Genomic DNA, 24,424 nt, shown 5'->3' with positions numbered 1-24,424 from the left:
ACAACAATAAATTTTTAAATGGAGGAAAAATTATGAAACTGAAAAAAGTAGTAGCACTCGTAGCGGTCGGCGCTGTAGCAACAAATCTCGTTGCATGCAGCAGTTCTTCCGGTGGATCCGCAACCACCGCAGCAGCAGAGACAACCGCAGCCGCAGCAGAAACAAAGGCGGCAGAAACAACCGCAGCTGCAGCAAAAGACGGAGAAGCAAAAGGAATCAAGGTTGGCTTTACAAACAGCTACAACGGAAACAGTTACCGTCAGACAGAAGAAAAACAGATGCAGATCGTTGCGGATAAGCTGAAGGCAGATGGATATATCAGTGAGTATACAGTTGCTGAGGCAAATCAGGATACAGCGACCCAGATCGCCCAGATCGAGGATTTTATCACTCAGGGATATGACATTATCATTGTTGATCCGGCTTCCACAAGCTCTTTAAACAATGCGATCATGGAAGCGTGTGATGCCGGCATTCCGGTTATCACTGTCAATGATGGTCCGGTTGATTGTGAAGCTGATCTGTTATACCAGATGTACTTTGAGAATGAAGAGATGACAAAGGCTCTTACCGAGTATGTATGTGAGCAGATGGGTGGCTCCGGCAACCTGATCGAGCTTCGTGGTACAGCAGGTACAACGACAGATGATCAGTTCCATCAGGGTGTTTTAGCAGCTCTTGAAAAATATCCGGATGTAAAGATCGTTTCTGAGATCTATACAGACTGGACAGCATCGAAAGCACAGACAGAGTTAAACAGTGTTCTTCCGACACTCTCTGATGTGAAGGGTCTTGTAACACAGGGCGGAGATGCTTACGCTGCAGTACAGGCATTCCTTTCCGCTGGATATTCCGCAGATACTCTTCCGGTTATCGCAGGTGATAACAGAGGAAGCTTCCTTAACTGGTGGGCAAATGAAGCTCCGGAAGGTTACAAGACATTATCCGCAGCAAGTAACCCGTGGATCGGTGCAATGTCTCTTTACGTAGCAGTTGATATCTGCAATGGTGAGAAGGTAGTTAACAATATGAGTATTCCGTTTGGCATGGTTGATGCAGATACACTTTCTCAGTATACAGGTTTAGGCGATGATGATGTTGCCTTTACAGAAATGTCATGGGATGATATCAGAGCTCAGATCGAGACTCAGTAGTGATTAGCTGAAAAGCTTTACGAACGAGAATATCAGATCGAACATGATGCAGGAGGGGGATACAGCAAGTTTCTGCTGTTTCCCCCTTTTTCTATCAGGATTCTTTTGTGGAAATGAGGAAGAAATATGAAGACACTTGAAAAATTGCTGGATTTAGTTGGTACTTGTGAAGTGATCGATATGACACACCCGTTGGAAGAAGAGATTCCACATTGGCCAACACAACCGGGAGTAAAATTTCACACCGGTATGAATTATGTTGAAGATGGTTCTTATTGGAGAGGCGTTACGCTTTGTGAGCATTCCGGTACACATATTGATGCGCTTTCTCATTTCTTTAAGGATTCGGAAAATGTGGACGAAATCCCGCTGAAACGCCTGATCGGAAGAGGCGTGAATATCGATGTGACTCATACACTTGCAAGAGGTGTAACGACAGTAGAAGATGTAAAAAGGTTCGAGAACGAACACGGAGAGCTTAAAGAAGGAGATATCGTATGTTTCCGCTTTGGATGGGACAAAAAGTGGAAAGCCGGGGAAGAGGGAAAAGCATTTATGGAGGACTGGCCCGGAATTTCAAAGGAGACAGCGGAATATCTGCTTTCGAAAAAAGTAAGTGCAGCAGCAACAGATGCATCCGCACTGGATGCGATCGGAACTACAAATCCGGCGCATAAGGTTCTTCTGGGAAACGGGATTTATATTATTGAAAATGTGGACAAGCTCGACATACTTCCGCCCTTTTTTGGCGTGATTGGTCTTCCGTGTCGGCTTAAAAAGGGATCAGGTTCGACTTTGCGTTTGATCGCATTGATCGACAAGTAAAAATATAGAAAGGAAGTGATTCGCTTGAAGCATAAAGAGGGACAAAAGCCATACTTAAGCTTGAAAGGCATTGACCGTTTTTTTGGAATCACCAAGGCACTTCAGAAGGTTGATCTGGATATCTATGAAGGCGAGGTTATTGGACTTGTAGGACCTAACGGAGCCGGAAAATCCACAATGATGAAAATTCTGACAGGCGTGCTTCCAAAAACTGCAGGTCAAATTATTTATAATGGAGTTCCGGAAGAAAACTACAATGCAAAAATTGCAAAACAGATTGGTGTTAGCTGTGCATACCAGGATCTGTCACTTTGTACCAACCTTAGTATTTTCGAAAATTTTGCGATGCTGAATGTCAGCCACAGTATTGCACCAAGCAAAAACTGGAGAAATAAGACAAAGACAGAGGTGGAAAAGCTCCTTGAAAAATATTTTCCGGGAAGCAATATTGATGTTACAAAACCGATCGAGACATTGAGCCTTACGGATCGTCAGGTCGTTGAGATTTGCAAAACCCTGATGGCAGATCACTTAAAGATTCTGATCCTGGATGAACCGACAAGTGCATTATCCTCCGATAAAGCGGAACAGCTGCATAAGATCGTGGCAGAACTCAGTGAAAAAGGCGTTGCAGTGATCTATATTTCCCATAAGCTGGATGAGATCCGTAAAGTATCGGACCGTATCGTGATGCTCACAAATGGTCAGAATCGCGGAGAATTCTATTCAGATGAAATCACGCAGGAAGAATTGATCATGCACATGGGCGGAGCATCAGAGAAGAAGGAACGGGTGGCTCGTGATTTCTCTGAAAACGAGGACATGTTAACGATCACGGATCTGAAGGCGAAGGGCTTGAACGGTGTCAGCCTTAATTTGAAACGTGGAGAGATCATTGGCATTTCCGGTCTTGCCGGTTCCGGGCAACAGGAACTTTTACAGCAGATCTACGGAGCGAGAAAGAAACAGAAAGAGGGAATCGAATTAAACGGTTCGATTGCCTATGTTTCCGGAGATCGTGCGACAGAAGGAGTATTTCAGTTCTGGAATATTAAGAATAACATTCTGGTGGCCAACCTTGACCGTGTGAAAGGAAAACTGCTGATCGATTCAGGAAAAGCAAACGCTTCGGCTCAGGAGTGGTATGACAAATTGAAGTTCCGTGCAGAAGGAATCGAGAGCAACATTATGTCACTTTCCGGCGGCAATCAGCAGAAGGCTTTGATTGCGCGTGGTATTGCATCTGAGGCAGACATCATTATCTTAAACGATCCGACGGCAGGTGTTGATATAGGAACGAAGCAGGATATTTATAAATTGCTGGATGATACAAGAGAAATGGGAAAATCCATCATCCTGTATTCAACGGAAGATCTGGAGATGGAGATCTGTGACCGTGTCTATGTAATGCGTGACGGATATGTTACAAAAGAATTGATTGGTGACGAGATCGATGTACCGAATATCGTAAAGGCGGCTTTTATCGAGACAGAAAAGAAAGAGGTAAAGGAAAAAAAGAAAAGTGCGTTTGCACAGTACTTATCTGCGCCATGGATGCTTCCGCTTATCACATTGATTCTTATTTTTGCGGCGAATGTCTGCATCAATCCGAAATTAATGACCTATGCCGGTATGAGAATGAAAATCAGTTCTGCATTGCCGCTGATCTTTGCAGCTCTTGGTCAGATGTTCATTGTCATGTGCGGTGATGTAGATATGGGAAATGGATATTCGATCGGACTTGTAAATGTGATCGTTGGTATCTGGCTGACCGGAAACCCTCTGGTTGGATTCCTTGGGCTTGTAATATTTGTAGGACTTTACATGGCTCTTGCAGCTTTGATCAAGATCCGTCAGATCCCTGCAATCGTTGTTACGATGGGAGCGCAGTTTGTATGGTATGGACTTGCCCTTATCATCTGCCCGACACCCGGAGGAAAATGTCCGCAATGGCTTTCTGATTTCCTCAGAATTAAGACACCGGTCATTCCGCTTCCGATCATCATTGCCGTGGTTACCGGATTGGCATGCTGGTATCTTCTTTACCGATGCAGATATGGTATCGTTCTTAGAGGCGCAGGAAACAATGTCCAGGCATTGGAGCGTTCCGGATGGAGCTATCTTCTTGCAAAAGTGGTTGCGTATGGAATTGCTGGTTTCTTTGTAGTTCTTGCTGGTATGGCATATACAAATACATGTAACGGTGCGGATGCAAACAGCTCTGTAAACTATAACATGATGTCGATCGCAACAGTTATTCTTGGCGGCTGCGATATGGCCGGAGGACTTCCAGTTCCGGTGGGAGTTGTTATGGCTGCGATCGTTATGAATCTGATCAATTCGCTTTTAACTGCAATGAAGATGAATTCGAATTATCAGACTGCTATCATCGGACTTATCCTGATAGGAGTTCTTGCCTTAAAGTTCCTGATTCATAGAGGGGAGCGTGATCATCGTGAATAATAAGATGAAAAAAGCATTAGAAAGTCCGGTGATCTGGCCGGTTGCCGGTTGTATTATCCTGTATATCCTAATCTGCATCGTATCCGGCAGCGTGAATGCCCGTGTTATTACTTCTGGTTTAAAACTGTGTGTATTCGCCATGCTTCTCGGTGTTGCACAGATGATCGTTGTAACGAGTGGAAAAGGTGCGATCGATATTTCCCAGAAATATATTTTGACATTGGCAGCGTATGTTTCCTGTGAGCTGATGCAGCACAATATTCTTCTTGGACTGGTGGCAGCAATTGTGGTCGGCATGATCTGCGGCTTGATCAACGCAAGCGTCAATGTTTATTTGAATATTCACGCAATGATTACGACGATGGCTACAGGATATCTGTATTATACGGTGATCCTGCTTGTATCCAACAAGTTTGCAAATTCTCCGAACAGTACGTTTGTGAAGTTTACGAATGCAAACATCTGTGGGATCAATACCATGACGGCTATAGCGATTCTGATTGCGGTCATTCTTTTCTTTGTACTGTACAGGACAAAATATGGTATGAACCTTCATGCAGTTGGTCAGAAACGTGAGGCAGCAAGACTTGCAGGAATCAATGTGAATAAGACGGTAATTATTGCATTTGTGATCAATGGTGCTCTCTGCGGACTTGCAGGTGCGTTGAATGCTGCATATTGCGGAGGTGCAAATCAGGATCTTGGTACTACATATTTTCTGCCGTCGATCGCAGCCTGCTTTGTGGGAGGTACAAATGCAGCAGGTGGTAAATCCAATATTATTGCCGTATGCATTGGTGCGTTTATGATGACATTGATGTCTACCTTCCTGAATGCCGCAAGCATAAGCGTCGGCGGACAGAGATTGATTCAGGGTATTTTCATTGTATTGCTGTTAGTTGCGGCGACGAAAAAAACTGCAAAATAAGATAATGAAGGATCTGCAGCCGGATAAAATCTGTCTGCGGATCCTTTTTTATCTCAGTCTAGAAGACTCCCACTTCTTTTAGGTGGTGAGCAATAGGAAATCCCGAAAAATTCCCTGTAAAGCAAAATAAATGTTTCTGTTCATTGCCTTATTGTGGTGGATATGTTATCGTAGATGCAGAAATTAAGATTCATATTTTGTAAATATGAAGGCACTGAATAGTTGCCATATTTTTAAGTAGAGACCGGATATCATTGTGAAAGAACGTGCATATGAGGCTGCATGAATGTGAAATCATGATATCCGTAAGAAGGAGTCAGGACCATGACATTTACGCCAGTCGATATGGATAGCTGGGAGAGAAGATCCCATTACGAGTATTATACAAACCTGTTAAAATGCGGCTACAGTGTGACGGTGTCTCTTGATATCACCAAGCTGCACCGTCAGGTAAAGGAAAAAGGATTGAGATTTTATCCGGTGTTTGTGTACTGCGTGTCGAGGCAGATCGCGGCAACGAAGGAATTTCGAATGGGACGGGACAAAGACGGGAATCCGGGATATTATGATGTCCTTCATCCGAATTATACGATCTTTCATGAGGATGACCATACCTTTTCCGATGTATGGACTGCCTATACGGAAGAATTTTCGACGTTTTATAAAAATATGTGCAGTGACATGGAAACATATCGGCATGTAAAGGCGGTAAAAGCAAAGCCCGGACAGCCACAGAACTTTTATTGTATTTCCATGGTGCCGTGGCTTGATTTTACCGGATATTCTGCGTATACGGAGAGCGGAACACCGATGCTGTTCCCAATCATTACCTGCGGAAAATTTACGGAGTGGGATGGACGGCTGAAGATGCCGTTCTGTGTGAATATAGCTCATGCAGCGGCAGACGGATATCATACGTCCATGTTTATTAACGAATTACAGAAACGGCTTGATACGATCACATTGAAAGAGCTGTGATCAGATCATTGTCCGGATATGACAGGGAAGGAACAGGAGGCGGGAATTGATGGGTACACAGACGAAAACACTTGCGGAGCAGGTTGCGGACGGAATCATGAATCTGATCCAGGAGACACCATACAAAGCGGGAGACAAGCTTCCGACAGAAAAGGAACTCTGTGAGAGTACGGGAGCAGGAAGAAATACGGTCCGTGAGGCCTTAAAGATCCTTGCATCCAGAAATGTCTTAGAGATCCGTCAGGGCGCAGGAACCTTTGTGTCTGAAAAACAGGGGATCCCGGATGATCCTCTTGGATTTTCAATGGTGAATGATCATGTTAAGCTTACAAAGGATCTGCTTCAGGTGAGGATCATGCTGGAGCCGCAGATCGCGGCACTTGCGGCCCAGTGTGCAAAGGAGCACGAGATCAAAGAACTGGAAGAGATCCTCGAAGAGATGGAAGCGGCAATGAAAAAGAGGGAGGATTATTCGGAGCTGGATACGAAATTCCACACGAAGATTGCCCAGTGTACGCATAATATCGTGATGGAAAACCTTCTTCCGGTGATTGGAAAAGGCGTGGCTGTTTTTGCAAAGGAGGTTGCACAGACAGAATATGACCGGACATGGATCTCGCACCGAAAGATCTTTTGCTATATCCGGGATCACAAGCCCTTTGAGGCAGAGATGGAGATGCAGTATCATCTTCTTTATAATACGAGCCGGTATGAGGAAGAGCAGAACGGACTTTAAGCGATGACGGTTCTGCGTCTGCCCGGCTGATTGGAGCAAGAAAAGTCTTCGAGAATTTGTAGGACAAATTTTCGGAGATTTTTTTTATAAAAGGAAAGAGGGATCAAAAAATCCTGCGTGCTGATCCCCTTTGGGATACTGCGAAAAAGCAATGAAAAAATATCAGGGAGATCAAGAAAAGTCCTTGTAAAACGCTGGGATCTGTGGTAAGATTCAAACATAAAATAGGTAGGACAAATTTTGACCTGACCATTGTAGAAAATAATAGCAACGAGATAAAATATCCAAAAAGGAGAAAAGTTATGGGACGATTTGATGTGCTTATCATTGGCGGCGGTGTTGTCGGCAGTGCAATCGCAAGAGAGCTTACAAGATATCAGCTCCGGATCGGTGTGCTGGAAAAGAATCTGGATGTCTGTTATGAGACGAGCGGACGAAATTCCGGAGTGGTCCACGGCGGATTCGCATATGATGTAGGAACACTGAAAGCAAAGCTTTGTGTGGAAGGCAATCAGGGGATGGATGAACTGTCCAGGGAGCTTGGCTTTGTATTCAAACGCTGTGGAAAGGTTCTTGTAGGAAAAACTCCGGAGGATCTGGAGATATTAAAACGGACGATCGCTCAGGGCGAAAAGAACGGAGCAACAAAGCTTCGTCTGCTGAATAAAGAAGAGCTTCATGAATTGGTTCCGACAGCAGTTGGAGAGTTTGCCATGTTCTCGGAAAATTCCGGAATCGTAGATCCCTTTAACTATACGATCGCACTGGCGGAGAATGCAGCTCAGAACGGAGCAGAATATTTCTTCGATCATGAAGTGACAGGAATCAGCCGTGGAACAGGCGAGACAGGAGAAGATCTTTATACGGTAACGACAACGCACGGAACCTTTGAGTCCCGTTGGGTGGTCAACAGTGCCGGACTTGGCTGCGGAAAGATTTCTGATATGCTTGGTATCAAAGGATATCGCGTGATCGGCTCCAAGGGAGATTACATCATTCTGGACCGCAGGACCGGAGAGCTTCTTCCGATGCCGATCTATCCGGTTCCAAGTAATACATATATGGGAATCCATGTTACCAATACGACGGATGGAAATGTAATTATCGGACCGAATGCAGAGATGACAGAGAATTTCACGTACTATGGAGTGCCGCAGGAGAACATGGATTACCTTGCAAAGAGTGCATCTGAGATCTGGCCGTATATTAAAAAGTCAGATTATATCCGCAACTACTCCGGAATCCTGCCGAAGTGGGTGGATGAGAACGGAACGATCCAGGATTTCAAGATCGAGATCCGTCCGGAGCTTGCGCCGCATGCGGTGAACCTTGTAGGAATCGAGTCTCCGGGACTTACGGCAGCAGTTCCGATCGGACGTATGGTGGCACGGATGATGCAGGAATACGAAGCATTTAAGGAAAATCCGGAATTTAACCCGAAACGGGAGGGAATTATCCGGTTTGATGAGCAGGATGACGAGACAAAAGCAAAGCTGATCGCAGAAGATCCGAATTACGGTGAGGTGATCTGCCGCTGTGAGAAGGTAACAAAGGCGGAGATCCTCAAGGCGATCCACAATCCGCTCGGAGTTCATACGATGACAGGAATCAAGTACCGTACAAGATCCATGATGGGGCGCTGTCAGGGCGGTTACTGCCAGATGAGAATTGAAAAAATGATCGAGGATGAGCTCGGTGTGAAGGATACGGATATCCGGTATGCAAGACAGAATTCCTGGATGTTTACCGGAGAAGTGAGAAAGGAGGAACAGTAGGATGGAAACACGTGATGTGGTAATTGTCGGCGGAGGTCCGGCCGGACTTGCGGCAGCCGTAGAGCTTTATAAAAAAGGGATCAGGAATGTTCTGATCGTAGAACGTGAAAAGACCATGGGCGGTATTTTACGTCAGTGTATTCATGACGGTTTCGGTCTGACGAGATTTGGAGAGACCTTGAGCGGACCGGAATATGCACAGAAATTTATTGACAAGGTCATGGAATTAAAGATACCGTATGTGACCGATACGACTGTTCTTTCTGTATCTCCGGACAAGGTTGTAACCCTTGCTTCTTCGAATGGTTTAAAGAAGATTCAGGCAAAAGCTGTGATCCTCACCATGGGCTGCAGAGAGAGGACAAGAGGTGCTCTGGGAATCCCGGGCGAACGTCCGACGGGAGTATTCACAGCAGGTGTTGCACAGGCTTACATCAATCTTTATAATCGCATGGTCGGAAAAGAGGTCGTGATCCTTGGTTCCGGAGATATCGGAATGATCATGGCGAGACGTTTAACCTTAGAGGGCGCTCATGTACAGGCTGTGTTTGAGATCCAGCCGATCCCGAGCGGACTTCCGAGAAACATCGAACAGTGCCTGAATGACTACGGAATCCCGCTGTATCTGAGCCACACGATCACAGACATCCGCGGAAATGAGCGTGTGACAGGCGTTACTGTTGCACAGGTGGATGAGCACATGAAGCCGATTCCGGGAACGGAGAAGGAATACAACTGTGATACGGTGATCCTCTCGGTCGGTCTGATTCCGGAAAACGAGCTTTCCATCGATGCCGGTGTTACGCTTGATGCAAGAACAAAGGGTGCGGTGGTCGATGAATATTTCCAGACAGAAAAATCCGGCTTCTTTGCAGCAGGCAATGTCCTCCATGTTCATGATCTGGTAGACTTTGTGTCCATGGAAGCAGAAAAGCTGGCAGACGGTGTTGCGGAATATATAGAAAACGGCAGTCTGCCGGAGTGCACGATCCCGGTGAAAGCAGCTTCCGGCATCAATCATACGGTGCCGATGAAGGTTAGTGGAAAGAAAGATGTGACGATCTCCATGCGTGTCGGACGGAAATTCGAAAATTGTACGATCGAGGTCAGACAGGGAGAAAAGGTTCTTGCGAAAAAGCATTTAAAGAAGGCGCTTCCGGCAGAGATGATCCAGATTCCGGTTAAGAAAGAGGCGTTTGAAGGAGAGCAGGAAGTGGAGGTGTGCATCTTATGATTAGAAAAATGACATGTATCGTATGTCCGAATGGCTGTGAGCTTGAGGCGGAGATCGTGGATGGAAAATGCATCTCCGTGAGTGGAAATTTATGCCCGAAGGGGGCTCAGTACGCGGCGCAGGAGGTCGAAGCGCCGAAGCGTACGATTGCAAGCTCCGTGGCTGTGAGAGACGGAGTTCTCCCACTTGTCAGCGTGCGGTTAAATCGTGCAGTGCCGAAGGAGAAGCTGTTTGAGGTGATGGCGGAGATCCGCAAGCTGTCTTTAAATGCACCGGTCCATACCGGTGATCTGATCGTAGAAAATATTTTAGGTCTTGGAAGCGATCTGGTCGCGACGAAAAATGTAGAGAAACAGTAGTATAGAAGATCATTTGGAAGGGTCCGGTGGTTCTCTTAGGAAATGCGAAGGAAGCAACTGCTTTTTGGCAGAAATTCCTACGAATTTCTTAAAAGAGTGCAGCCGGACTCTTTGTCTGATTGAAAAGAATCTGAATCTGTGTTATGATACCTCCATATGAGTGTGAAAGAATCTGCAGAAAAAAGGAGGACTGTTACATGAAAAAGACATCTCTTGTCATCATGGCAGCAGGAATTGGAAGCCGTTTTGGCGGCGGGATCAAGCAGCTTGCCCCGGTTGGTCCGAGCGGTGAGATCATTATGGACTATTCGATCCATGACGCTCTGGAAGCGGGTTTTGATAAAATTATTTTTATCATCAGAAAAGATCTGGAGAAAGATTTTAAGGGGATCATCGGAAACAGGATCGAGAAGATCGCTCCGGTCGAGTATGCGTACCAGGAGATGGATGATCTCCCGGAAGGTTTTTCTGTTCCGGAAGGTAGAAAAAAACCGTGGGGAACCGGTCAGGCGATTCTTGCGGCGAGAGATCTGATCAAGGAACCGTTCCTTGTCATCAATGCCGATGACTACTACGGAAAAGAAGGCTTTAAGATCGTCCATGACTATATGGTAAATGAGATGGATGATACGAAGGCTACATTCGATATGTGTATGGCTGGTTTTATCCTCTCCAACACGTTAAGCGAAAATGGTCCGGTGACCCGCGGCGTGTGCACGGTGGATGCCAATGGATATCTCTCCAAGGTCACAGAGACATACGACGTCTACAAAGCGGAAGACGGCATGCATGCGGCTGACCACGATGGCAACCCGGTTATTGTAAAAGAAGACCAGCACGTTTCCATGAATATGTTCGGACTGCCGGCATCTTTCGTAAAAGAACTGGAAAAAGGATTCCCGGAATTCCTCTCCGGCGTGAAAGAGGGGGATCTGAAAGCGGAATACCTTCTCCCAGCGGTGATCGACAGCTGTATTCATAACGGAAAAGGTACAGTCCGCGTCCTTGAGACAAAGGATAAATGGTTTGGTGTGACCTACAAAGAGGACAAACCGGCAGTTGTCGCGTCGATCCAGAAGCTGGTCGATGCGGGTGTTTATCCGAAAAAACTGTTTTAGCCGGTCCGGCGCCGACATGTCAGACTTCATGAAATTGCCGGCTGTGGATCGAAATTATCATAAAATGAGATGGTAGCTTTCCCGCTCCTTTTTGCATATGATAATCCTGTATAGGGATCAGCAAAGGAGCGGGAACGTTTTTATGGAGAAGAGATACCGGGGATACCCCCCGGAAGTGAAAAAAGTGCCCTGGATGCTTTATCGGAGAGAGGAACAGAGCGCAGGACCGGTCCTGACCGGAAATGAGCTCCGGTCGGAGATGGACTATCTGAGAGGACTCTATCCTTCAGCAGCGAAGAGAAAACAGGTTTTGGCCGAGGAGGCGTGTGACCTTTTGGAATACCCCGGGAGTCCGATGTATGACGAATATCCGGACCGGGAATTCTTATACCGGGAACTGTTAAAAGTCAGAGAACGCCACCCGGAGGAGACTATGGGCGGAACAGAAGAACAGGATCTGCTGCAGGTCCTGTTTGTGAATGAGATTTACCGGAGAAGAATTTTAAACAGAGTTGAAAATTGATAACTGTTCAGCAGGTCTGCGCACTTGCTGCGTTGACTGTAATAAAGCACGGGTTTGAAGGTACTGAACAGTTACGGAAATTGAAAAATTCTGCCGACAGGCAGTGACAGATAGACAGAGTGAGGAAACAGTGAGATGAAGACCGGAAAGAAAGTCATGATCCTGCTGCTTGTTTTTGTAGCGGCGGCAATGGTTTATTTTGTACACCCAGTAGGGAAGAAAGAAGAGCACGGAGTCACGGAGTACACGGCGATGGAAAAAGCAAAATTCCCGGTGCTCTATGCGACGATGGGAGAACGGGAGATGGCACCCGTGTTCGGACAGACGGATGAGCGCGGCGTGACCGCAGGGCGTGACAGCCTGATCCTGCTTCCGGAGGACCGGAAACTAAAGATCCGGTTTGCAGGGACTACGAAGATCCAGGGAGTGCGTTATGAAATCCGCAGTCTCGATACGGAGGATCTGATCGAGAGAACGAGAATTGGATCGTTTGAAACGTCATTAAACGGGGACAGTGAGAACGCCTTGAGTACAGAGCTTCCGATCCAGAACCTTCTGGATGCAGGAAAGGAATATCTGCTCGGGGTATGTGCAGAACTCTCTGATGGATCCGAGGCCTGGTACTATATGCGGATCACGGAACAGGACCAGGGACATGCGAATGAGATGCTGTCGCTGGCGGAGGACTTTTCTTCAAAAACTTATAAGTATAGTGATGCCCAGAGTCTGACCATGTATATGGAGACATCCCCGACCGCAGGCAGCACATCCCTGGGGACGGTGACACTGAAGGACACATTTACCCAGCTCACCTGGGGATCGCTCGGTGTGGAGCGGTCCGGAGAGGCATACACGAAGCTGAAGGAACTTTCCGGCAATCTCGCGAATGTGGAGATCACGTCGAGAGTGACGGCGAAAAATGGTGAAAAGACAGAAAACTATGAAGTGACAGAAAACTTCACGATGAAATGGTCATCCCAGAGGATCTACATGATGGATTACGAGCGCACGATGACGGAACTTTTCACCGGAGACACGGAACTGTTCTCCGGAAAGAGGATCCTTCTGGGGATCGGAAACGGTGACGGAGTTCACGCCGTAAAGAGCACAGGTGGCCAGTATACGGCATTTGTGACAGACCGGGAACTGTGGGCTTACGACAGCGGTGAGAACGTGGGGGCGCGGGTGTTCGCGTTCGGCGGAGCAGCGTCCGATGATATCAGGGACAATGTGCCGGAGCATGGCGTCGAGATCCTCGCTGTCGATGAGGACGGCGGGATCGATTTTATCGTTTACGGGAGAATGAACCGCGGAACACATGAAGGAAGCACGGGGATCGCGTACTATCATTATGATATGGGACAGAATGCGCTGGAAGAAAAATTCTTTATTCCATCGTCGGAACCTTATCAGGAGTTAAAAGATGATCTCTCGGTACTTGCCCATCGCGGAACGAATGGAATCTTCTACTTCTATATGGATCACGGGATCTATGGGATCGACTTAAAGAGTCTGGAGTATGTGGCACTTGCCTCCGGACTTACAAAAGAGCAGTTCGCGGTCAGCGCGGACCATTCCCGGGCGGCATGGCAGGAGAATACCGGGATCTGGGATTCACAGACGATCCAGATCATGGACCTCGACACCGGGGACAAGACTCAGGTGGGCGGACAGAGTGGTTCTGTAACGAGGATCCTTGGTTTTGTCGGAAACGACTGCATTTATGGAACCGGGGACAGCGGAGACTATCTGATGTCCAACGGCCGTGTGATGGGGACTTATCTGAACAGCATCGATATCGTTGACCGGGAGATGAAGTCGGTCATGCATTATGAGAAGCCGGGTTCCTGGATTCGTGAGGTGTCTGTGGATGACAGCAGGATCCATATGAAGACTGTGAACAGCCGGGACGGATTTTTCGGAGCATATTCTGAGGACACGCTTGTCTGCAATGCGGAGATCCTTCCAGGAAAGACGGATGATATCGGCTGGTACGCATCAGACCAGAAAGGTCAGATCATGTTTGTACAGCTTGACCGTGATGTCGATGCGTCAAAGAAAAAGATCCGCCAGACATCTCCGAAGCTTGCGGAGAGCAGTTCGACAGTCAAACCGATCGCAGCGGCAGCTTGTAAGACTACGGAATTTTATGCGTATGGACGAGGACGATTCCTCGGACGTTTTGTGGACTTTGCCGATGCGGCGCAGGCAGCATACGATCATATGGGATTCGTGACCGCGGGACGTGACCGGACCATCTGGGTCCGCGGAAACCGCGCGAGCGCCTTCTATATCAGGGATCTCACCGCGGGTTCCGCTCTGCTGGAGCGCTATCGGGATTCCTTTGAGAAGAACCAGACAATGGAAGACGGAACCTTCCTTCTGGATGCGTCGGGCAGCAGTATCGTTCAGGTCCTGTACTTTGTGGGACAGAATATCCCGGTACTGGTGTATACAGGAGAGGGAACCTGCATGTACCTGACCGGCTATGACCAGACGCATGTCCGCGTGTACCATCCGGAAAGCGGGACAACGGAAGTCCTGTCCATGGAGACGGCGAACCAGATGTTCGGCGCAGCGGGGTATGATTTTATCTGCTGTGTACCGGTATAGGGGAGTATCTTAAGAAAAACTTTACATTTTTCCCAGATATGTTATAATCATAACGAAAACGAGCTGGGACGGATGCAGGATAGCTATGTCCTTTTTTAGATATATAGATAGAGGTGCGTAATGGAACAGTACATTATGAAGGGCGGAAACCCGCTTGTAGGTGAAGTGACTATAAGCGGCGCGAAGAATGCGGCTCTGGGAATCTTAGCGGCGGCGATTATGACGGATGACGATGTTGTGATCGATAATCTCCCGGATGTCAGCGATATCAATGCTCTCCTGGATGCGATCAGTCATCTTGGAGCGAAAGTTGACCGGATCGACCGCCATACCGTAAGGATCAATGCCGCAAATATCCACGCCGTGACCGTGGAAGATGAGCATATGAGAAAGATCCGCGCGTCATATTATTTTATCGGCGCGCTTCTCGGAAAATATAAGAGTGCAGAAGTTCCGCTTCCGGGCGGATGTACGATCGGAAGCCGTCCGATCGACCAGCATTTAAAGGGTTTCCGTGCCTTGGGATCCGATGTGAAGATCGTCCGCGGAGCAGTTGTAGCCCACGCGATCGATCTTGTCGCAAGCCATATCTACCTTGATGTGGTTTCCGTCGGAGCAACCATCAATATCATGATGGCGGCAACGATGGCCGAGGGCGAGACGATTCTTGAGAACGTTGCAAAAGAGCCGCATGTCGTTGATGTTGCGAACTTCTTAAACAGCATGGGTGCGAACATCAAAGGCGCAGGTACGGATGTGATCAGGATCAAAGGAGTCAGACGTCTTCACGGAACAAATTATTCGATCATCCCGGATCAGATCGAGGCCGGAACCTTCATGTGTGCGGCGGCGATTACCCGCGGTGATATCACCGTAAAGAATGTGATCCCGAAACATCTGGAGGCAATCTCCGCAAAACTGATGGAAATGGGCTGTGAAGTGGTCGAGTTCGATGAGGAGATCCGCGTAGTCGGAAAACCGAAACAGCGCCACATGAACTTTAAGACTCTGCCGTACCCGGGATTCCCGACCGATATGCAGCCGCAGATGACGGTGGCACTTGCTCTGGCGGACGGAACAAGCGTGGTGACAGAGAGTATTTTTGAGAACCGCTTCAAATATGTGGATGAGCTTTCCCGCATGGGAGCAAACATCAAGGTAGAAGGCAGTGTTGCCATTGTTGACGGTGTCACAAACTTCACAGGTGCCCAGGTCGTCGCACCGGATCTCCGCGCGGGCGCAGCTCTTGTGCTTGCAGGACTGGCTGCAGACGGATATACGACTGTTGATGAGATCGGCTATGTCGAGCGCGGATACGAAAATTTTGAAGAGAAACTTCGTTCTCTCGGTGCTGTGATCGAGCGTGTAGATTCCGAGAAGGAAGCACAGAAATTCAGACTGAGAGTCGGCTGAGAATAAAGAAACGGTCCGAAACCCCGGAATTTATGGGAATTTTTTCCGATTTTCCAGGTTTTCGGGCTTTTTTTATGATTCCCGCTTGACATTCTGTTCTGAATCGTATAAGATACAGTCCGTGAGTCATTCATGGGATGGCTTACGGCCATAATGTGAAAAAGTTCGCAATATCCCTTATTCAGAGTGATGGAGGTACATAGGACCGGTGAAGTCACGGCAACCCCTGTTAATCGCGTTCGCGAGAGGGCAGGAAGGTGCCAACCTGAGCGAGTAATCGAGCAATAAGAGGATTTGACCGATGATAAGTTTGTCAAGTCCGCTTAGCATGAGCGGACTTTTGTTTTGTTTAAAATCGAAAGGAGTTACAATGGAAAAGAGATTATTTACTTCCGAGTCCGTAACTGAAGGACATCCGGATAAGATGTGCGACGCGATCTCCGATGCGATCCTCGACGCTTTAATGGAGCAGGATCCGATGAGCCGTGTTGCGTGTGAGACATGCACAACAACAGGTCTTGTTATGGTAATGGGTGAGATCACAACAAAGGCATACGTGGATATCCAGAAGATCGTCCGTGAGACAGTCCGCGAGATCGGCTATGACCGTGCAAAATATGGTTTTGACTGCGATACCTGCGGTGTTCTCACTGCGATCGATGAGCAGTCTACCGATATCGCGATGGGAGTTGACAAGGCACTCGAGGCCAAAGAGAACAACATGACCGATGACGAGTTAGACGCGATCGGCGCCGGTGACCAGGGTATGATGTTCGGCTTCGCTACAAACGAGACACCGGAGTACATGCCGTACCCGATCGCTCTTGCACATAAGCTTGCAAGACGTCTCACAGAGGTAAGAAAGAACGGAACTCTTCCGTACTTAAGACCGGATGGAAAGACCCAGGTTACTGTTGAGTACGATGAGAACGGAAAGCCGTTCCGCCTCGATGCAGTCGTTCTCTCCACACAGCATGATGAGAATGTGACTCAGGAGCAGATCCATGAGGATATCAAAAAATATGTATTCGATGAGATCCTTCCGCAGGAGATGGTAGATGCAGATACCAAATTCTTCATCAACCCGACCGGACGTTTCGTGATCGGCGGACCGCACGGAGACAGTGGACTTACAGGAAGAAAGATCATCGTTGACACCTACGGCGGATATGCACGTCACGGCGGCGGAGCTTTCTCCGGAAAGGACTGCACAAAGGTAGACCGTTCCGCAGCATACGCAGCCCGTTATGTTGCAAAGAACATTGTAGCAGCAGGACTTGCAGATCAGTGTGAGATCCAGCTTTCCTATGCGATCGGTGTTGCTCATCCGACTTCCATCATGGTCGAGACAGAGGGAACCGGAAAGGTATCCGACGAGAAGTTAGTTGAGATCATCCGTGACAACTTTGACCTTCGCCCGGCAGGAATCATCAAGATGCTTGATCTCCGCCGTCCGATCTACAAGCAGACCGCAGCATACGGTCACTTCGGAAGAACCGATGTAGATCTTCCGTGGGAGAAGATCGACAAGGTTGAGGATTTAAAGAAATATCTGTAGGATAAAAGAACAGAAAGATCATGGACATATATCATGAAAATGATCGGAAGCAGCGGCACAGTCCCCGGGGTGTTCGGGAAACTGTGCCGTTGTTTCTATATTACGCGAACAATGAGCCAAAGTCCACACTTGCGTAAGACTCTGGCGACTGTCGCGATAACAATGTGAAGATTCCACATTTTAGAATACTTTTATAAACACCACCCCTGAGTTGTGTTATACTTATCATATGTCGGTTTTCTGTATACAGACAGGAGTCCTGACAACGGATGAATGACCGGAAGACCGGATGAAAAATAAGAAGGGAGCGCGCGGACGCTCATGAAAATACGAACAAAATTACTGGTAACCTTTTGTACGATCACGGTGGTGCCGATCATCCTGATCTATATCGCGATCATGGGACTCAGCACATATCAGAACCGGGTATTCAGTGAGACATATGGAGTCGGCCAGGTGGATCTCTCGGCAGGCGCGTCGATCCGCGTGTTCAGCCATCTGACAGAGAGTATCCAGAAAGAGATCGAGGAGGAAATCAAAAATGATCCGTCTGACTTCGAGGACCTGACTTATCTGGCAACGCTGAATGACCAGATGAAATTAAAGCACTCCTTTTTGATGGTGACAAAGAATGGAAAACTCTTCTATTCGGGAAATGAGGAAGCGGCATCGGTGCTCGAGAGCCAGATCTCGGATTATGCGGAGATCAATGATGTGGATTCGTGGGGAAATTATCTGGATAAGAATACGGAACACCTGATCAAACAGCGTGAATTTGAACTTTCGGATGGATGCCGGATCGGGATCTACCTCGTGACAAACGTGGTGGACGTGATCCCGGAGGTGAAATCCCTGATCACGGAGATGTTCCTCAGCAGCGCGATGATCCTTTTTATCACCGGAGGTATGCTGACGGCGTGGGTATACCGGTCGATCTTATGGCCGATTGGAAAGCTCCAGGAGGCGACAAAACAGATCCGTGACGGCAATCTGGACTTTACTCTTGACGTTGAGGATGATGATGAGATCGGGCAGCTCTGCCAGAACTTTGAGGAGATGAGGATCCGGCTGAAGGAATCCACGGAGGAGAAGATCCAGTACGACAAAGAGAGCAAGGAACTGATCAGCAACATCTCCCACGACTTAAAGACCCCGATCACAGCGATCAAGGGATACGCGGAAGGACTGATGGAAGGTGTCGCGTCCTCGCCGGAGAAACGGGACAAATATATCCGGACGATCTACAATAAGGCGAATGATATGGACCGTCTGATCAATGAGCTGACATTCTACTCAAAGATCGACACAAATAAGATCCCGTACACATTTTCAAAGATCAATGTGGCAAACTATTTCCGTGACTGTGTGGAGGAAGTCGGCCTGGAGCTTGAAGCGAGAGGAATCGAGCTCGGCTACTTTAACTTTGTGGATGAGGACGTGATGGTGATCGCCGACGCGGAGCAGATGAAGCGCGTGATCAACAACATCATCGGAAATTCATTGAAATATATGGACAAAAAGCATGGGATCATCAATATCCGGATCCTTGATGTCGGTGATTTTGTCCAGATCGAGATCGAGGATAATGGAAAGGGGATCGGCCAGAAGGAGCTTCCGTACATCTTTGACAGGTTCTACCGGACTGATTCTTCGAGAAATTCCAGCAAGGGCGGAAGCGGCATCGGACTTTCCATCGTAAAGAAGATCATCGAGGATCACGGCGGAAAGATCTGGGCGACGAGCAAGGAAGGGATCGGAACAGAGATCCATTTTGTGCTGAGAAAGACGACAGCAGATTAATAGGAGGAAACAACAATATGAGCAAAATTCTGATCGTGGAAGATGAGGAAAGTATTGCAGAGCTCGAGAAAGACTATCTGGAATTATCGGGCTTTGAAGTTGAAATAGAAAATGATGGGGAAGCAGGCTTAAAGAGAGCCATGTCGGAAGAATTTGATCTTTTTATCCTGGATCTGATGCTTCCGGGCGTTGATGGATTTGAAATCTGCAAAAAGATCAGGGAGACAAAAAACACCCCGATCATCATGATCTCCGCGAAAAAAGACGATATCGACAAGATCCGCGGTCTCGGCCTCGGCGCGGATGATTATATCACCAAGCCGTTCAGCCCGAGTGAGATGGTAGCGAGAGTCAAAGCCCATCTTTCCCGTTACGAGAGACTGATCGGAAGCGGAACCCCGGCAAACGACATTATCGAGATCCGTGGCTTAAAGATCGATAAGACCGCCCGCCGCGTCTATGTAAACGGCGAGGAGAAGAACTTTACGACAAAGGAATTCGACCTTCTGGCGTTCCTCGCCCAGAACCCGAATCATGTATTTACAAAGGAAGAACTCTTCTCAAAGATCTGGGATATGGAATCCATCGGCGATATTGCGACCGTCACAGTTCACATTAAGAAGATCCGTGAAAAGATCGAGATGAATACGGCAAAACCGCAGTATATCGAGACGATCTGGGGAGTCGGCTACCGGTTTAAAGTCTGATCTGCAGGAGACGAAGATGGGTAGAAGAAAACTTTTAGAAAAGATGCCGTGAAATCCCGCTCAGACGCATGGGAAACATGATATGTGAGAAGATACCTCTGAAGCAGACTGGTTGAAAAAACAGATCTGCTTCAGAGGTATTTTTTATTTAACAGCAGTGGTCACCGCGATGTTTTGCGCTTGACATTTCGACTGTATCCGTTTAAACTTGAATTATGCGAATTTTCTGTAAAAAGCGAAGTAAATACAGAAAAGATAGAACAGTTCTTGATGGATAAGCGCATCCGGATCGCAATATGGCTTTGTGTGCCATGATGCAGGCAATGTTGCCGACTGGAAATGCCTGCCCGGCAGAAACTGAATAAAGACAAAGGAAGACACCGCCTATGAAGTACAAAATGAGATTTTTCGCCTTTTTCGCCGCCATGGTCGTATTCAACCTGGCAGCGAACTTTGCCCATCCGGTAACGCCGACGGTGATCCAGGAACTCCGCCTCCACGACTATATGTTTGGCGTGGCGCTGGCAGTCATGCTGATCACGAATTTCCTGCTGTCGCCGTTCTGGGGAAAGATCAATAACTATATTTCCTCGAGACTTTCCTTATTGATCTGCTGTCTTGGATACGGCGTGGCACAGATCTGGTTCGCCTACGCGACTACGGAACTCATGATCATCCTCGCGAGAATGTTCGCGGGACTCTTTACCGGCGGGATCTTTGTAAGCTTCCTGACTTACATCGTAAACAAGTCAAACCCGGAAGACCAGGGAAAATATCTGACTTACAGCGCGACGATCAAGAGTGTGGCCAGTGCGTTCGGCTATATGATTGGCGGCTTCTTAGGCGAGTTTTCCGTTCGGCTGGCATTCCTGGTGCAGGCGGGAACCCTGATCGCGGTCGCAGTTGCGTTCTTTATGATCTGCGAGCCGGACAGTACCGCAAATTTAAAGGATATTCCGGCAAAACAGCTCATGAAAGAGGCAAATCCGTTCCAGGCGTTCATCGACAGCAAAAACTTTATGTGCATGGCGTTTGTGTTCCTGTTCGCGATCAATATCTTTATCAACTTCGGAAATACCGGTTTTGACCAGGCTTTCAACTATTACTTAAAGGCACAGCTTGGTCTGACTTCCTCCTACAACGGAATTATCAAGGCAGGCGTTGGTTTCGTATCCTTTATCGCAAATATGAGTCTCTGCATCTGGATCATCAAAAAGACGAATGTCAAAAAGTCCATGGTCGTCCTCACCGCCTTCTGTGCGCTGGCGGCGATCGGAACGTTGATCTCCGTGAATATCGGAATCTTCATCTTCTTCAGCATCCTTGTCTATGCGGGTTACTCCGTCAGCGTCCCGGTCCTCCAGAACATGGTGGCGAATCAGGCGGATCCGAAACAGAAAAACCTTGTCATGGGATTCTTCAACGCGACCCAGTCCCTGGGAAGTATCGCGGGTTCCCTGACAGCCGGATTTATCTATTCTGTAAATGCAAAGCTTCCGTTTGCATGCACCTTCGTGATCTACTCGGTTGGCGTTGCGGCGGCGTTCGGATATCTGTGCTACCATAAAAAAGAGGTGTAGAGGATGTTCATTTACCGTGTATAGCGGAAAGAATCATACACGGTTATAAAAAGAATCATTTTATGACATGATACAGGCAGTTGTTCAGATTATTTCACGTATGACCGAAACACTGCAAATCAGGCAGTTTCCCCGAAAAACATGGCGTCAAAAACATGTTTTCCGGGGTTTTCTGTTTCCTTGCAGGCTTTTGCTTGACTTTTTTCTTTCTATGTTATAAGATATTTTACATTTGCACCCCGCACGGCTGGAAATCAAAAGGCAGCTGTCAGCATTGTATATAGAATTCTGTGACCGGTATGGAAATCCGGGAATCCGGGTGAATCGTTATAGAAAAGTAAGGAAGAAATATCGGGACTTTTCACGGGCAGGAATTTTCTGAATGGAAAATTCCATATGATATAGGAATATATCCGAGGCATGGAATCGTTATGCAGACAAAACAGAAAGGATATTGAATGGAAACAATCAGATTTGATGAACTTAATTTAGACCCGCGGATCCTCCGCGCAGTTACCGATATGGGATTTGAGGCAGCGTCCCCGATCCAGGCCCAGGCGATCCCGGTTGAGATGGAAGGCCACGATATGATCGGTCAGGCCCAGACAGGAACCGGTAAGACAGCAGCGTTTGGAATCCCGCTTCTTATGAAGATGGATCCGGAAAACAGAAAGACACAGGCAATGATCCTCTGCCCGACAAGAGAACTTGCGATCCAGGTAGCGGAAGAACTTCGCCGTCTTGCGAAATATATGTCCGGGATCAAGATCCTCCCGGTATACGGCGGACAGGAAATCGTAAAGCAGATCCGTTCCTTAAAGGGCGGAGTCCAGATCATCGTCGGAACCCCGGGACGTGTGATGGACCACATGAGAAGAAAGACGATCCGCACCGATGCGATCCACACGGTCGTTCTCGATGAGGCGGATGAGATGTTAAACATGGGATTCCTTGAGGACATGGAGACGATCCTCGGTGAACTTCCGGAGGAGCGCCAGACCGTGATGTTCTCCGCGACGATGCCGCACGCGATCGCCCAGATTGCCCAGAAGTTCCAGAAAGACCCGAAGATGGTCCAGGTCGTAAAGAAGGAACTGACGGTTCCGAAGGTAACCCAGTATTATTATGAAGTAAAACCGAGAAACAAAGTGGAAGTAATGTGCCGTCTGTTGGACCTCTATTCCCCGAAGCTCTCTGTTGCATTCTGCAACACGAAAAAGCAGGTAGATGAGCTGGTACAGGCGCTTCAGGGACGCGGATATTTCGCGGAAGGTCTTCACGGAGACTTAAAGCAGGAGCAGCGAGACCGCGTTATGAGCAGCTTCCGGAACGGAGCGACCGAGATTCTTGTTGCAACGGATGTCGCTGCACGAGGAATCGACGTGGACGACGTGGAAGCGGTATTCAACTACGATATCCCGCAGGATGACGAGTATTATGTACACAGAATCGGGCGTACCGGACGTGCCGGAAGAGAGGGACGTGCGTTCAGCCTTGCAGTCGGAAGCGAAGTCTACAAACTCCGTGACATCCAGAGATTCTGTAAGACAAAGATCGTTCCGCAGCCGATCCCGTCCTTAGATGACGTCACAGCGATCAAGGCGGAGAAAATCTTGGACGATGTGCAGCAGCATATCGGTGAGGACAGCGACCTCGAGCGCATGACAGATATTATCGAAAAGCGCCTGCTCGCGGAGGATTATACTTCCTTAGAGCTCGCAGCAGCGTTCTTAAAGATGGCGATGGGAGATGACTACGAGGATATCGTGGATGAGGGAAGACCGCTCCGCGACCTTGATGATCTCGACCGCCGCGGCGGCAGAAATGACCGCGGAAGAAACGGACGCAGACGCGGCAGAGGCGATGACGAGGAATATGTGGACAGAAAGAATGCCAGAGGCGGCATGACGAGACTGTTCATCAACCTCGGAAAGAACCAGAATGTGAAGCCGGGAGACATTTTAGGCGCGATCGCCGGAGAATCCGGAATCCCGGGCCGTCTTGTCGGCAGCATCGATATGTACGACAAATACACCTTCGTCGAAGTACCGAAGGACCAGGCCGATATCGTCATGGATGCGATGAACCATGTGAAGATCAAAGGTAAGAGCGTTCATGTGGAGAAGGCGAACAGAAGATAAAACAAAACCCCCGAAGTCTGGTACACTTCGGGGGTTTTTATCGTCAATTACTTATTCTCAATATCCATGATCATATCCACACGTCTCTGGTGGCGGCCACCCTCAAAGCTTGCGTTCAGCCACTCGTCAACGATCATCTTTGCGAGCTCACTTCCGACAACGCGTGCACCAAACGCGAGAATGTTGGAGTTGTTATGCATTCTGGAAAGCTTTGCGGTGTACGGCTCGCTGCAGACACATGCGCGGATGCCTTTTACCTTGTTGGCAGCTAAAGAGATGCCGACGCCGGTTCCGCAGATGGCAATTCCGAGATCTGCTTCGCCGTCAGCGACTGCGCGGCCAACCTTCTCACCGTATACCGGGTAATCACAGCTCTCTGTGGAGTCTGTTCCGAGGTTTAATACTTCGTAGCCATTGCTCTCGAGGTGCTCCTTGATGATGTTTTTCAGCTCTACAGCTGAGTGGTCGTTAGCGATTGCGATTTTCATTTCTTTCTTCTCCTGTTATTTACTATTATTC

General features: G+C 47.9%; 19 protein-coding genes and 1 riboswitch. Of the genes, 18 read left to right on the top strand and 1 reads right to left on the bottom strand.

Annotated features, from left to right (window positions below; all coding sequences use genetic code 11):
- Nucleotides 1–32 precede the first annotated feature (32 nt).
- The 18 genes from ACXMYH_RS13465 (at nucleotide 33) to ACXMYH_RS13380 (ending at nucleotide 23,905) form a co-directional block, all read left to right on the top strand.
- Nucleotides 33–1,154 carry a substrate-binding domain-containing protein gene (locus ACXMYH_RS13465; RefSeq protein WP_329751238.1) on the top strand — a complete coding sequence of 374 codons (1,122 nt, stop codon included), beginning with the start codon at nucleotides 33–35 and terminating at the stop codon, nucleotides 1,152–1,154.
- A gap of 126 nt (nucleotides 1,155–1,280) precedes the next feature.
- Entirely contained in the window at nucleotides 1,281–1,979 is a 699-nt protein-coding gene (locus ACXMYH_RS13460; RefSeq protein WP_118530907.1) for a cyclase family protein, read from the top strand.
- Between the two features lie 24 nt (nucleotides 1,980–2,003).
- The gene (locus tag ACXMYH_RS13455; RefSeq protein WP_118322044.1) at nucleotides 2,004–4,442 is read left to right on the top strand and encodes an ATP-binding cassette domain-containing protein; all 2,439 of its coding nucleotides are present in this window, start codon (nucleotides 2,004–2,006) and stop codon (nucleotides 4,440–4,442) included.
- Nucleotides 4,435–5,370 carry an ABC transporter permease gene (locus ACXMYH_RS13450; protein WP_243022271.1) on the top strand — a complete coding sequence of 312 codons (936 nt, stop codon included), beginning with the start codon at nucleotides 4,435–4,437 and terminating at the stop codon, nucleotides 5,368–5,370. The genes ACXMYH_RS13455 and ACXMYH_RS13450 overlap by 8 nt, the downstream gene beginning before the upstream one ends.
- Nucleotides 5,371–5,694: 324 nt before the next feature.
- On the top strand, nucleotides 5,695–6,348 hold the full coding sequence (locus ACXMYH_RS13445) for a CatA-like O-acetyltransferase (RefSeq protein ID WP_486555067.1): 654 nt from the start codon (nucleotides 5,695–5,697) through the stop codon (nucleotides 6,346–6,348).
- Between the two features lie 49 nt (nucleotides 6,349–6,397).
- Nucleotides 6,398–7,084 (top strand): FadR/GntR family transcriptional regulator, encoded by a 687-nt coding sequence (locus tag ACXMYH_RS13440; protein WP_118530900.1) that lies wholly within the window; start codon nucleotides 6,398–6,400, stop codon nucleotides 7,082–7,084.
- Nucleotides 7,085–7,386: 302 nt separating this feature from the next.
- Nucleotides 7,387–8,859 (top strand): NAD(P)/FAD-dependent oxidoreductase, encoded by a 1,473-nt coding sequence (locus tag ACXMYH_RS13435; protein WP_486555066.1) that lies wholly within the window; start codon nucleotides 7,387–7,389, stop codon nucleotides 8,857–8,859.
- Nucleotide 8,860: 1 nt separating this feature from the next.
- Nucleotides 8,861–10,093 carry an NAD(P)/FAD-dependent oxidoreductase gene (locus tag ACXMYH_RS13430; protein ID WP_486555065.1) on the top strand — a complete coding sequence of 411 codons (1,233 nt, stop codon included), beginning with the start codon at nucleotides 8,861–8,863 and terminating at the stop codon, nucleotides 10,091–10,093.
- Entirely contained in the window at nucleotides 10,090–10,452 is a 363-nt protein-coding gene (locus ACXMYH_RS13425) for a DUF1667 domain-containing protein (RefSeq protein WP_486555064.1), read from the top strand. Before ACXMYH_RS13430 ends, ACXMYH_RS13425 begins: the two co-directional genes overlap by 4 nt.
- A gap of 197 nt (nucleotides 10,453–10,649) precedes the next feature.
- A complete protein-coding gene (locus ACXMYH_RS13420) occupies nucleotides 10,650–11,570 on the top strand; it encodes a nucleotidyltransferase family protein (protein ID WP_486555063.1) in 921 nt (306 codons plus the stop codon).
- A gap of 142 nt (nucleotides 11,571–11,712) precedes the next feature.
- A complete protein-coding gene (locus ACXMYH_RS13415; RefSeq protein WP_118530892.1) occupies nucleotides 11,713–12,093 on the top strand; it encodes a hypothetical protein in 381 nt (126 codons plus the stop codon).
- A gap of 135 nt (nucleotides 12,094–12,228) precedes the next feature.
- Nucleotides 12,229–14,706 carry a hypothetical protein gene (locus tag ACXMYH_RS13410; RefSeq protein WP_486555062.1) on the top strand — a complete coding sequence of 826 codons (2,478 nt, stop codon included), beginning with the start codon at nucleotides 12,229–12,231 and terminating at the stop codon, nucleotides 14,704–14,706.
- Nucleotides 14,707–14,826: 120 nt separating this feature from the next.
- Nucleotides 14,827–16,119, top strand: coding sequence for a UDP-N-acetylglucosamine 1-carboxyvinyltransferase (gene murA / locus ACXMYH_RS13405; RefSeq protein WP_118530888.1), 1,293 nt, complete (start codon nucleotides 14,827–14,829; stop codon nucleotides 16,117–16,119).
- A 174-nt stretch (nucleotides 16,120–16,293) separates the two neighbouring features.
- A riboswitch (SAM riboswitch) is annotated at nucleotides 16,294–16,410 on the top strand.
- 79 nt (nucleotides 16,411–16,489) lie between these two features.
- Nucleotides 16,490–17,677 carry a methionine adenosyltransferase gene (gene metK / locus ACXMYH_RS13400; protein WP_486555061.1) on the top strand — a complete coding sequence of 396 codons (1,188 nt, stop codon included), beginning with the start codon at nucleotides 16,490–16,492 and terminating at the stop codon, nucleotides 17,675–17,677.
- 321 nt (nucleotides 17,678–17,998) lie between these two features.
- Entirely contained in the window at nucleotides 17,999–19,477 is a 1,479-nt protein-coding gene (locus ACXMYH_RS13395) for a sensor histidine kinase (RefSeq protein WP_486555060.1), read from the top strand.
- 17 nt (nucleotides 19,478–19,494) lie between these two features.
- A complete protein-coding gene (locus ACXMYH_RS13390; protein ID WP_118297167.1) occupies nucleotides 19,495–20,184 on the top strand; it encodes a response regulator transcription factor in 690 nt (229 codons plus the stop codon).
- A 386-nt stretch (nucleotides 20,185–20,570) separates the two neighbouring features.
- A complete protein-coding gene (locus ACXMYH_RS13385; protein ID WP_215702671.1) occupies nucleotides 20,571–21,764 on the top strand; it encodes an MFS transporter in 1,194 nt (397 codons plus the stop codon).
- 458 nt (nucleotides 21,765–22,222) lie between these two features.
- Complete coding sequence (locus ACXMYH_RS13380; RefSeq protein WP_118297165.1) at nucleotides 22,223–23,905, top strand: DEAD/DEAH box helicase; 1,683 nt, start codon at nucleotides 22,223–22,225, stop codon at nucleotides 23,903–23,905.
- A 47-nt stretch (nucleotides 23,906–23,952) separates the two neighbouring features.
- On the opposite strand, the gene rpiB is transcribed toward ACXMYH_RS13380, so the two are convergent.
- A complete protein-coding gene (gene rpiB, locus ACXMYH_RS13375) occupies nucleotides 23,953–24,393 on the bottom strand; it encodes a ribose 5-phosphate isomerase B (protein WP_118530885.1) in 441 nt (146 codons plus the stop codon).
- Between the last annotated feature and the right edge of the window lie 31 nt (nucleotides 24,394–24,424).

It is taken from the genome of Pilosibacter sp. NGB245 (assembly GCF_057397225.1).
Note: the sequence above shows the minus strand (reverse complement) of the source record. Positions and strands in the feature narration are given on the sequence as shown.